Annotated in this window: 6 protein-coding genes; 1 reads left to right on the forward strand and 5 read right to left on the reverse strand. The window is 61.6% G+C overall.

All coding sequences use genetic code 11. From position 1 onward, the window contains the following. Positions 1-315 precede the first annotated feature (315 nt). The gene (locus ACRARG_RS07365; RefSeq protein WP_432689343.1) at positions 316-1,125 is read left to right on the forward strand and encodes a putative rhamnosyl transferase; all 810 of its coding nucleotides are present in this window, start codon (positions 316-318) and stop codon (positions 1,123-1,125) included. Here the strand turns inward: ACRARG_RS07365 and ACRARG_RS07370 are convergent. The 5 genes from ACRARG_RS07370 to rplL form a co-directional block, all read right to left on the reverse strand. Continuing rightward, positions 1,122-2,042: a DMT family transporter gene (locus ACRARG_RS07370; protein ID WP_432689344.1), complete on the reverse strand. Its 921-nt coding sequence runs from the start codon at positions 2,040-2,042 to the stop codon at positions 1,122-1,124. The genes ACRARG_RS07365 and ACRARG_RS07370 overlap by 4 nt on opposite strands. Continuing rightward, on the reverse strand, positions 2,039-3,046 hold the full coding sequence (locus ACRARG_RS07375) for a glycosyltransferase (protein WP_432689345.1): 1,008 nt from the start codon (positions 3,044-3,046) through the stop codon (positions 2,039-2,041). The genes ACRARG_RS07370 and ACRARG_RS07375 overlap by 4 nt, the downstream gene beginning before the upstream one ends. 124 nt (positions 3,047-3,170) lie before the next feature. Next, positions 3,171-7,412, reverse strand: coding sequence for a DNA-directed RNA polymerase subunit beta' (gene rpoC, locus ACRARG_RS07380; RefSeq protein WP_432689346.1), 4,242 nt, complete (start codon positions 7,410-7,412; stop codon positions 3,171-3,173). 94 nt (positions 7,413-7,506) lie between these two features. Further along, positions 7,507-11,643, reverse strand: coding sequence for a DNA-directed RNA polymerase subunit beta (rpoB, locus tag ACRARG_RS07385; protein WP_432689347.1), 4,137 nt, complete (start codon positions 11,641-11,643; stop codon positions 7,507-7,509). A 256-nt stretch (positions 11,644-11,899) separates the two neighbouring features. After that, a complete protein-coding gene (rplL, locus tag ACRARG_RS07390) occupies positions 11,900-12,283 on the reverse strand; it encodes a 50S ribosomal protein L7/L12 (RefSeq protein WP_432689348.1) in 384 nt (127 codons plus the stop codon). Between the last annotated feature and the right edge of the window lie 61 nt (positions 12,284-12,344).

Below are 12,344 nucleotides of genomic sequence, written 5' to 3' on the forward strand. Positions count from 1 at the left end.
ATATGTGCGCACCCTGCGGTGCTGTTTCTCTTCACGCTGCGCGCGTCCACGCAACGCATAAAAAACCGCATGCGTCCCCATGATCACAGGGAACGACGCGGTGGGTTTTCCAGAGGATCGGGGCGTTGCAACCCGGATCTTGACCACTTCGATTCGATTGGCGGCGGGGAGATCCCCTCAGCCGATTGGCGCGCGTATACGCAGAGTCGCCAGGGTTGTCAACAAGCCCCCTCCCCCGCTCGGCCCTTGCCACGATGCGCCGCCGCTGACATCGTGGCCGGACGGTCACGGGCAGGTCAAAGAGGTATGTGTGCCATGCAGGTTATCGGGCTATGCCGGTTTTCCTACCCCGCTCTAGGCGGGTTCCAGGTCGAACATGAAACGATCGAGGACCGCATCGCCTTTCTCTATGCCGAACACCGGCTGGAGGAAAGGTTCCGCCTGATGGAAACCGTGGCGCTCCCCTGCATCCGCGACCAGACCGATCCCGATTTCGAGCTGATCATCGTCATCGGCGACCAGCTGCCAGCGCATCACCGCAGGCGGCTTGAAAAGCTCTGCGCCGATATCCCCCAGATCCGGATCGAGGCCCAGCCGCCCCGCAATCATCGTGAGGTGATGAAAGAGCTGCTGAACGACGCGCGCGGCAATCGCAAGGAACCCTGCCTGCAATTCCGCCACGACGATGACGATGCCTTTTCGGTAGATTTCATCGAACAGCTCCGCCGTGTGGCCGAAGAGACCCATACGATCTGCGCCAGCCACCGCGCCGTCACCTTCGACTGGAACCGCGGCTATATCGCGGAAATGTCGGGCAAGGGCATCGCCGCCGGATCGCTCTACCGCCCCTTCTACCCGGCCGCCATGGGCATGCATATCCGCGCCGGCGACGGGCTGACCATCATGAATTTCATGCACGAACGCCTGCCCCAGTTCACCCCCGCCGTGACCTTCACCGACCCGCATATGTGGGTGCGCACGCATAACGGCTGGAACGACAGCCGCCAGAAACCGGTGAAAGCCTTCAAGGTTACGCCCCTCACCCGGGAGGAGGAAGGCGAATTCGAGGCGCGCTTTGCCATCGACGCCGATGCCATCCGCCGGGTTTTCGTCGACGTCGGTTAAGCCCCCGGCCGCGCCGCCCGCTGCCGCGCCACCCGCGCCGCCTCCGCCGCAGAACGCCGCGTCCGGATGGCCTCCCGCCAGAAGGAATAGACCCCGGAGCCGACGACGATCACCGCCCCGATCAAAATCGACGGCGCCGGCCAGTCGCCAAAAACGACTAGGCCCAGCACCAGCGCCCAGATCAGCGCCGAATAGCGGAAGGGCGAGACAAAACTCACGTCGCCGATCCGCATCGCCTGCACCGAGGCAAGATAGGCGCCCAACACCGCAACAATGGCCCCGGCTATAAGGCCGCCGCTGCCCGCACTCACCGGCACCCAGCCGGCGCCCAGCGTCACCGCGGTTGAGACGACCCCAACAATGCCCGATGTCACCACCGCCACCACCAGCGTCGGCGCCGCGGACGAGAGTTTCCGCGTCACGATATCCCGCGCCACGATCGTCAGAACGGACAGCAATGCAAAGACCGCATACCGGTTGAACCCCTGCACCCCCGGTTGGACAATCAGCAGAACTCCGAAAAACCCGAGAGCTGCGGCCAGACCACGCCGCCAGCCAATTTTCTCGCCCAGCACCAGAGCAGCCACCAGCATGACCGCCAGCGGCGAGGACTGGACGATCGCTGTCGCATTCGCCAGCGGCAGATGGAAAAGCGCGGTCAGAAAGAACGAGGCCGTCGCAGCCTCAAGCAGCCCCCGCAAGACCGTCAGCGCCAGATCCCGCCGGGACATCGGCCGCCGCAACGCGCCCCCGCGCCAGGCCATGGCCACCAGGATCGCCGTCACCACCCCGTTGCGCAGCATGAGGATCTGATGCAGGGGCAGCACATCGGCCAGGGACTTCATGAAGGCGTCGTTGATGGTGAATAGCGCCATCGAGGCCGACATGATCAGCGCGGCCTTCAGATTGTCGCTCATACCCCTCCTCCAAGCTTGAGCTCCAGCAACGCCTTTGCGTCCAGCCCGAAATGACGCCTGATCTGCCGCTCAACCCGAATGGGTTTCAGCTCGCCCCGCCGTGGCTCCAGATGCGGGGTCGAGGAATTGTCGGCATGGATCGACCGGATGAACCCGGGGAGGGAAATATCCGTATAAGTATTGTAATGCGCCGGGAAATTCCTGTGATTGAACCGGTATGGATTATGAGCCGCCCCCGGCCGGTGCATCAGGGTCGTCCCGATCGCCAGAGGCGCACGCAGATAGCAATCCGTAAGACTGTTCCCCTCGTCGGCGTCGATGGTGAAATAGAAGCCCTTGTTCCAGCATAGCATCGTCGGGGTATCGTCGGATTGCGCCGTCAGAAGATGCCGCCCGATGCGTTTGGCCCGTTCGACCATCTCCAGGTCCACCGCATCGTCATCGTCGATCCGGAAAGACAGCCGATGCCCGGACCCATCCTCCGGCACCCGCTCATAGGCCTGCTTCAAGAGCTGGTAATGCCTGTCCACGGGTGCCGGCCAGACCTCGATGCCGGGATGCACGGCCACCAGATCGCGCAGCCGGTCCAGATAGGGCCGCGGCATCTGATCCGATGTCAGGATAACCAGATGAAACTCCGGATCGCTCTGCTGCAGAAGGGTCGGTAATGTCAGCGCCTCGAAAAGACGAAACCGCAGGTCCATCGCCTCTTCACGGAAAATGCGCGCCGCAATCTCATCCGGACCACCCCGCTTTCTTGTGTTGAAATCGGTTGTCAGGACGGAAAACCGCATGACCCCGACCATCTGAAATCCGCTGAACTCGACCACGCCACCCCCGCTTTTCTCCGATGTCGCACGCGCCGCGCCCGAAAGGAAGATCCAGCGGAGCGCCTGCGGCGCACGCCATGTTTTGTGGATCAGCGCCTCCGCCCGGCCACGCGCGGGTTGGGAAGGCTGAAGTTGAGTATTTTTGGAAAGATGAAGCGCGGCCCGTCCCTTCATCTTTCCAAAATACTCCGGGATGAGGCGCGGTACGCGCCGAGGGGCAGCGCCCCTCTGCCTCACCCGCCAAAGAAAAAGGCCCCCGGAAACACCGGGGGCCTTTTGAACTCAGCAATCCGTCGGATCAGTCCCGGCTTTCCGGCGTTTCCACCAGAGTATCGAACTCATCACCACCGACGACATCGTCCTGCGTGGGTGCCGCCAGAGCTGCGGCCTGTTCGGCCTCTTCCCGGCGTGCGTCCAGCACGACATTGTCCCGCTCCGACGCGATGCGGCGCACGCGCTGCGTGGCCCCGCCCGTGCCCGCCGGGATCAGGCGGCCGACGATGACGTTCTCTTTCAGGCCAACGAGCTTGTCGCGCTTGCCCTGAACCGAAGCCTCGGTCAGCACCCGCGTCGTCTCCTGGAAGGAGGCGGCGGAGATGAAAGACCGCGTCTGCAGCGACGCCTTGGTGATACCCAGCAGGATCGGCTGACCCTCTGCCGGACGACCGCCACGGGCCAGTGCCTTTTCGTTTGCCTCGTCGAACTCGATCTTGTCGACCGTTTCGCCCTTCAGCAGCACCGTGTCGCCGGACTCCGAGATCTCCCACTTCTGCAGCATCTGGCGAACGATCACCTCGATGTGCTTGTCGTTGATCTTCACGCCCTGCAGCCGGTAGACGTCCTGCACCTCGTTGATCATGTATTCGGCCAGCGCTTCGACACCCATGATGGCCAGGATGTCATGCGGCGCGGGGTTGCCGTCCATGATGTAGTCGCCCTTCTGCACGAAGTCGCCTTCCTGCACCGGGATGTGCTTGCCCTTCGGCACCATGTATTCCACCGGCTCCATGCTCTCGTCGGAGGGCTGGATCGCGATGCGGCGCTTGTTCTTGTAGTCGCGCCCGAAGCGAACGTAGCCGTCGATCTCCGCGATGATGGCGTGGTCCTTGGGACGACGCGCCTCGAAGAGTTCCGCCACCCGCGGCAGACCGCCGGTGATGTCCTTCGTTTTGGCCCCTTCGCGCGGGATACGCGCGACGACGTCGCCGGCCTTGATGGTCTGGCCATCTTCGACCGAAAGGATCGCATCCACCGACATCGGATAGGTCACCGGGTTGCCGGCCTCGTTGCGGACGGGCTCTCCGTCATCACCGAGGATCAGCAGTTCCGGCTTCAGCTCATTGCCCTTGGGCGAGCCGCGCCAGTCCGACACGATGCGCTGCGTCATGCCGGTGGCCTCGTCGGTATCCTCGCGCACGGCGATACCGGCGACGAGGTCGACATAGCGCACCTGCCCCGCCTTTTCGGCGATGATCGGCAGCGTGTAGGGATCCCATTCGAACAGCTTGTCGCCGCGCGAAACGGTCTCGCCTTCCTTGACGAAGATCTTCGTACCATAGCCCAGCTTGTGGCTGGCCCGTTCGGTCCCGGTGCTGTCCAGAAGCCGCAGCTTCATATTGCGGCCCATGACCAGCATGTCGCCTGCGGCATTTTCCAGCAGGTTCGGATATTCGAACGCCACTGTCCCGTCCGCCGAAGCTTCAAGGAAGGACTGCTGACCACCCTGGGCCACGCCGCCGATGTGGAAGGTCCGCATCGTCAGCTGCGTGCCGGGTTCACCGATCGACTGTGCCGCGATGATGCCCACGGCCTCGCCCTGGTTCACCATCGTACCGCGTGCAAGATCGCGACCGTAGCAGGTTGCGCAGACGCCATCCTCGGCCTCACAGGTCAGCGGCGAGCGGATGCGCATGGACAGGACATTGGCATCCTGGATCATGTCGGCACAGCGTTCGTCGATCAGCGTACCCCGCGCGACCAGCACCTCTTCGGTGCCGGGGCGGAGAACATCCTCGGCCGCGACACGGCCCAGCACACGCTCGCCGATGGTGGCAACGACTTCGCCGTCGTTCACCGCAGGCTCCGCGGTCACGGCGCGGTCGGTGCCGCAATCCACTTCGCGGACGATGCAGTCCTGTGCCACGTCGACGAGACGACGCGTCAGGTAACCGGAGTTCGCGGTCTTCAGAGCCGTATCCGACAGACCCTTCCGGGCACCGTGGGTCGAGTTGAAGTATTCAAGAACGGTCAGACCTTCCTTGAAGTTCGAGATGATCGGCGTCTCGATGATGTCGCCATTCGGCTTCGCCATCAGGCCGCGCATCCCGCCCAGCTGCTTCATCTGCGTGACGGAACCCCGGGCACCGGAGTGGGCCATCATGTAGACCGAGTTCGGCTCCATCTCGGCGCCGTTCTCATCCGTATGCACCGACGAGATGGTCGACATCATGGCTTCGGTGACCTTGTCGTTACACTTCGACCAGGCATCGACAACCTTGTTGTACTTTTCGCCCTGAGTGATCAGGCCGTCCATGTACTGCTGTTCGAAGTCCTTCACCTGCTCGCGGGTGTCTTCGACGATGGTCCACTTGGTTTCCGGGATCACCATGTCGTCCTTGCCGAAGGAAATGCCGGCCTTGAACGCTTCACGGAAGCCCATGGTCATGATCTGGTCACAGAAGATGACCGACTCTTTCTGACCGCAGTAGCGGTAGACGGTGTCGATGACCTGCTGCACTTCGCGCTTCCGCAGCAGACGGTTCACGAGGGCAAAGGGCGCCTTCGCGTTCATCGGCAGCAGGGCACCGAGACGGACCCGGCCGGGCGTCGTCTCGAAGCGCATCATGACTTCGTTGCCCTCTTCGTCGATCTGCGCGATCCGCGCGTTGATCTTGGCATGCAGGTGCACGGCACCGCTGTCGAGCGCATACTGGACTTCTTCGATGGAGGCGAAGGACATGCCCTCGCCCACCATGCCTTCACGCATGATCGTGGTGTAGTAGAGACCGAGGATCATATCCTGCGACGGAACGATGATCGGCGCGCCGTTGGCGGGCGACAGAACGTTGTTCGTCGACATCATCAGCACGCGGGCTTCCAGCTGGGCTTCCAGCGAGAGCGGCACGTGAACGGCCATCTGGTCACCGTCGAAGTCGGCGTTGAAGGCCGAACAGACGAGCGGGTGCAGCTGGATCGCCTTGCCTTCGACCAGCGTGGGTTCAAAGGCCTGGATGCCCAGACGGTGCAGCGTCGGAGCGCGGTTCAGCAGGACCGGGTGTTCGCGGATAACCTCGTCGAGGATATCCCAGACTTCCGGGCGTTCCTTCTCCACCAGCTTTTTCGCCTGCTTCACGGTGGAGGACAGACCTTTGGCCTCCAGACGCGAGTAGATGAAGGGCTTGAACAGTTCCAGCGCCATCTTCTTTGGCAGGCCGCACTGGTGCAGCTTCAGTTCCGGACCCGTCACGATGACAGACCGGCCGGAGAAGTCGACGCGTTTCCCGAGAAGGTTCTGACGGAAGCGGCCGTGCTTACCCTTCAGCATGTCCGACAGCGATTTCAGCGGGCGCTTGTTCTGGCCCGTGATGACGCGGCCGCGACGGCCGTTGTCAAACAGCGCATCGACCGATTCCTGCAGCATCCGCTTTTCGTTGCGGACGATGATATCGGGCGCGCGCAGTTCGATCAGACGCTTCAGACGGTTGTTCCGGTTGATCACACGGCGATAGAGGTCGTTCAGGTCCGACGTCGCGAACCGGCCACCATCCAGCGGGACCAGCGGACGCAGTTCCGGCGGGATCACGGGGATCACGGTCAGGATCATCCACTCCGGACGGTTGCCGGATTCCAGGAAGCTTTCCACAACCTTCAGGCGCTTGATGATCTTCTTGGGCTTCAGCTCGCCGGTGGCCTCGGCCAGATCCGCGCGCAGGTTCTCGGCCTCGGATTCGAGGTCGATCTTGGCCAGCATCTCACGGATGGCCTCGGCACCGATGTTCGCCTGGAAGGCGTCCATGCCATAGGCATCCTGGGCATCCATGAACTCTTCCTCGGTCAGCATCTGACCTTCGGTGAGATCGGTGAGACCCGGATCGATCACGACGTAGTTCTCGAAATAGAGCACACGCTCCAGATCGCGCAGGGTCATGTCCAGCAGCAGGCCGATCCGCGACGGAAGGGACTTCAGGAACCAGATATGCGCGACGGGCGCGGCCAGTTCGATATGGCCCATACGCTCACGGCGAACCTTCTGCAGCGTGACTTCCACACCGCATTTCTCGCAGACAACGCCGCGATACTTCATGCGCTTATATTTGCCGCAGAGGCATTCATAATCTTTGATCGGCCCAAAGATACGGGCGCAGAAGAGGCCGTCACGCTCCGGTTTGTAGGTCCGGTAGTTGATCGTCTCAGGCTTTTTGATTTCGCCATAGGACCATGAGAGGATCCTCTCGGGCGAGGCCAGCGACACCTTGATCTCGTCAAAGACCTTTTGCGGCGTCAGCGGGTTGAACGGGTTGTTGGTCAGTTCCTGGTTCATGTCTTTATCCTAGATGACAGGGCGGGAGGGGAGAGGCGATGGGTGAAAATCACCCATCCTACGTGAGCCGTAGGATGGGTGCTTGCACCCGTCGTTATTCCTCATCCTCCGCGTCCAGGAGTTCCATATTCAGGCCGAGGCCGCGGACTTCCTTCACGAGCACGTTAAAGCTCTCCGGAACGCCGGCTTCGAAATTATCCTCGCCCTTCACGATCGATTCATAGACCTTGGTCCGGCCGGCCACGTCGTCCGACTTCACCGTCAGCATCTCCTGCAGGGTGTAGGCGGCGCCGTAAGCTTCCAGAGCCCAGACCTCCATCTCCCCGAAACGCTGACCACCGAACTGCGCCTTACCACCCAGCGGCTGCTGCGTGACGAGCGAGTACGGCCCGGTCGAACGGGCGTGGATCTTGTCGTCCACCAGGTGATGCAGCTTCAGCAGGTACTTCACACCCACGGTGACCTTGCGGCTGAACTGTTCGCCGGTCCGACCGTCGAACAGGACCGACTGGCCCGAAGTGTCAAAGCCCGACCGCTCAAGCGCGTCGTTGATGTCCGCCTCTTTCGCGCCGTCGAAAACCGGGGTCGCGATCGGAACGCCGCGGGTCACATTGCCCGCCGCTTCGATCATCCGGTCTTCGTCCATATCGGCGAAGCCTTCGTCATAGACCTCGTCGCCATAGACGATCTTGAGCGCATCCTTGACCGGCGTCAGGTCGCCCGAGCGGCGATAGGCCGCCAGCGCGTCATCAACCTGGATACCAAGCCCGCGGGAGGCCCAGCCCATATGCGTCTCAAGGATCTGACCGACGTTCATACGGCTAGGCACGCCCAGCGGGTTCAGACAGAAGTCGACCGGCGTCCCGTCTTCGAGGAACGGCATGTCTTCCATCGGAACAACGCGGGAGATCACACCCTTGTTGCCGTGACGGCCGGCCATCTTGTCGCCCGGCTGAAGCTTGCGCTTCACGGCGATGAAGACCTTGACCATCTTCATCACACCCGGCGGCAGGTCGTCGCCCCGGCGCACCTTCTCGACCTTGTCCTCGAACCGGGCGTCGAGCGCGCGCTTCTGCACCTCGTACTGCTCGTTCAGGGCTTCGACGATCTGGGCATCCTGGTCTTCGGCCAACGCCAGCTGCCACCAATGCGACCGCGGCAGCGAGGAGAGAAGCTCCTCGTCGATCACGGAATTCGGCTTGACGCCCTTCGGCCCCTTCACCGCGGTCTTGCCGAGGATCAGGTCCCGCAGACGGGCGTAGATGTTGCGGTCGAGGATCGCCAACTCGTCGTCCCGGTCACGGCCGAGACGCGCGATTTCCTCACGCTCGATCTGCAGGGCACGTTCGTCCTTTTCCACACCGTGGCGGTTGAAGACGCGGACCTCGACAACGGTCCCGTAATCGCCCGGCTTCACACGAAGCGAGGTGTCACGGACATCCGATGCCTTTTCCCCGAAGATGGCGCGGAGGAGCTTTTCTTCCGGCGTCATCGGGCTTTCGCCCTTCGGAGTGATCTTGCCCACGAGGATATCGCCCGGCTCCACATCGGCACCGATGTAGACGATGCCCGCCTCGTCGAGGTTGCGCAGGGCTTCCTCACCGACGTTGGGGATATCGCGGGTGATCTCTTCCGGCCCGAGCTTCGTGTCACGCGCGGCAACTTCGAATTCCTCGATATGGACCGAGGTGAAGACGTCGTCGCGGGAAATCCGCTCGGAGATCAGGATGGAGTCTTCGTAGTTGTAGCCGTTCCAGGGCATGAAGGCGACGATGACGTTCTTGCCGAGCGCCAGTTCACCGATATCGGTGGAGGGGCCGTCGGCGACAACTTCGCCCTTGCTGACCGTGTCACCCACCTTCACCAGCGGACGCTGGTTGATACAGGTGTTCTGGTTGGAACGCTGGAACTTGCGCAGACGGTAGATGTCCACGCCGGCATCGCCGAGCTCCAGATCCTCGGTCGCCCGTACAACGATACGCTGGGCATCGACCTGGTCGATGATCCCGCCACGTTTCGCCATGATGGCCGCACCCGAGTCACGCGCCACGACGCCTTCGATCCCGGTGCCGACCAGCGGCGCCTCGGCCCGCAGAAGCGGAACCGCCTGACGCTGCATGTTCGAGCCCATCAGGGCGCGGTTGGCGTCGTCATTTTCAAGGAACGGGATGAGCGAGGCCGCAACGGACACCAACTGCTTGGGCGACACGTCGATCAGGTCCACGTTTTCACGCGGTGCGAGGGTGTATTCCCCCTGCTGACGGGTGTTGACCAACTCGTTCTGGAAGTTGCCGTTTTCATCGAGGTTGGCGTTCGCCTGCGCCACGGTGTGACGCATTTCCTCGGTCGCGGACATGTATTTCACGTCATCCGTGACATGACCGTTTTCAACCCGGCGATACGGGGTCTCGATAAAGCCGTACTTGTTCACGCGGGCAAAGGTCGCCAGCGAGTTGATCAGACCGATGTTCGGACCTTCCGGCGTCTCAATCGGACACATGCGCCCGTAGTGCGTGGCGTGAACGTCACGCACCTCAAAGCCTGCACGTTCGCGGGTCAGACCGCCCGGCCCAAGCGCGGAAAGACGACGCTTGTGCGTCACTTCCGAAAGCGGGTTCGTCTGGTCCATAAACTGCGACAGCTGCGAGGAGCCGAAGAATTCGCGCACAGCCGCCGCCGCCGGTTTCGCGTTGATCAGATCCTGCGGCATGACCGTGTCGATCTCGACCGAGGACATACGTTCCTTGATCGCGCGCTCCATGCGGAGCAGACCGACGCGGTACTGGTTCTCCATCAGCTCGCCAACAGAGCGAACACGACGGTTGCCGAGGTGGTCGATGTCATCAACCTCCCCACGTCCGTCACGCAGGTCGACCAGCGCCTTGACGCAAGCCACGATGTCTTCGTTGCGCAGGGTGCGGACGGTATCTTCCGCATCCAGTGCCAGACGCATGTTCATCTTCACCCGGCCCACGGCCGACAGGTCGTAGCGCTCCGAGTCGAAGAACAGCTGATCGAAGAGCGCAGAGGCGGCCTCAACCGTCGGCGGCTCACCCGGACGCATAACGCGGTAGATATCCATGAGCGCGCTTTCGCGGTTCATGTTCTTGTCCTGCGCCATGGTGTTGCGCATGTAGGGGCCGACCTGGATATTGTCGATGTCGAGCACCGGGATATCCGTAATGCCAGCCTCGAGCAGATCCTGGATCGTGCCGCCGGTGATCTCGCCGTCTTTGCTGTATTCCAGCGTCAGCTCGTCGCCGGCCTCGACATAGATCGCGCCGGTTTCCTCGTTGATGATATCCTTGGCAACGAATTTGCCCACGATACGCTCGAACGGCACCAGCAGGTTCTGGATATTGCCTTCGTCGACCATCTTCTTGACGGCACGCGGGGTCACCTTCTTGCCGGCTTCGGCAATCACTTCACCGGTATCGGCATCGACAAGGTCATAGGTCGGACGGGTGCCGCGAACGCGTTCCGGGAAGAACTTCGTCACCCAGCCCTGCCCTTTGCGCAGCGTGTAATCGACGGAGTTGTAATAGGCATCCATGATGCCTTCCTGATCCATGCCAAGCGCATAGAGCAGCGTCGTCACCGGCAGTTTCCGGCGGCGGTCGATCCGGGCGAACACGATATCCTTGGCGTCAAATTCGAAATCCAGCCAGGACCCGCGATACGGGATGATCCGGCAGGCAAACAGCAGCTTGCCCGAGGAATGGGTCTTGCCCTTGTCATGGTCGAAGAACACGCCGGGCGAACGGTGCATCTGGCTCACGATCACACGTTCGGTCCCGTTCACGATGAACGTGCCGTTGGGGGTCATCAGGGGCATGTCGCCCATGAAGACATCCTGTTCCTTGATGTCCTTGACCGACTTGGCGCCGGTATCCTCGTCGATATCGAACACGATCAGGCGCAGAGTGACCTTCAGCGGAGCGCTGTAGGTCATGTCGCGCTGCTGGCATTCCTCAACGTCATATTTAGGCTTTTCGAGTTCATATTTCACGAACTCGAGAATCGAGGTCTCGTTGAAATCCTTGATCGGGAAAACCGACTGGAACACGCCCATGATGCCCTCGCCGGGGGTCGGCTCGGGCTGGTCGCCCGATTTGAGGAACAGATCGTAGGAGGCTTTCTGAACCTCGATGAGGTTCGGCATTTCAAGGACTTCGCGGATTTTACCGTAGTATTTCCGGAGACGTTTCTGACCAAGGTAGGTCTGAGCCATGACGTAAGTCACCTTTCGTTTCACGCGCGGGAACAGGTGTCGCCGGGCTCCGACACTGCGCCCATCAGAAACAGGGGGTCCGGATCAATGCCTGGCCACCTCCCGAATGGTGGCCTCCCGATCCTGCGAACCGCGCCTTAGGCAGGGCTTTCGCAAAAGCCCTCTCTGAGACAGGTTCGGCTGAACCCGGATTTCCGGGTCCAGCCTTGTCACAAAGCGTAGGATGGGTGCTCTGCACCCATCTTCCGCAAGCCGATTACTTGACTTCGACTTCGGCGCCAGCTGCTTCCAGCTTGCCTTTGATTTCTTCGGCTTCGTCCTTCGACACGCCTTCTTTGACGGCTTTGCCACCGGCTTCGACCAGCTCTTTGGCTTCTTTCAGGCCAAGACCGGTGATGCCGCGGACTTCTTTGATCACGTTGATCTTGGAAGCGCCGGCCGACTTCAGGATGACGTCGAATTCGGTTTTTTCTTCCTCAGCTGCGCCGCCGGCGTCGCCGCCTGCCGGGCCCGCCATCATGACAGCGCCGCCAGCTGCGGGCTCGATGCCGTACTCGTCTTTGAGGATGGTTTTCAGTTCTTGTGCTTCGAGAAGGGTCAGACCAACGATCTCTTCAGCAAGTTTCTTCAGATCAGCCATTTTACTGTTTCCGTATCTTTAGATGTGTTCCAACGATGGGGTGTTCAACCCTACGCCAGCT

Origin of the sequence: Pseudooceanicola profundi (assembly GCF_050897955.1) — a bacterium.
Classification (GTDB): Bacteria; Pseudomonadota; Alphaproteobacteria; order Rhodobacterales; family Rhodobacteraceae; genus Pseudooceanicola.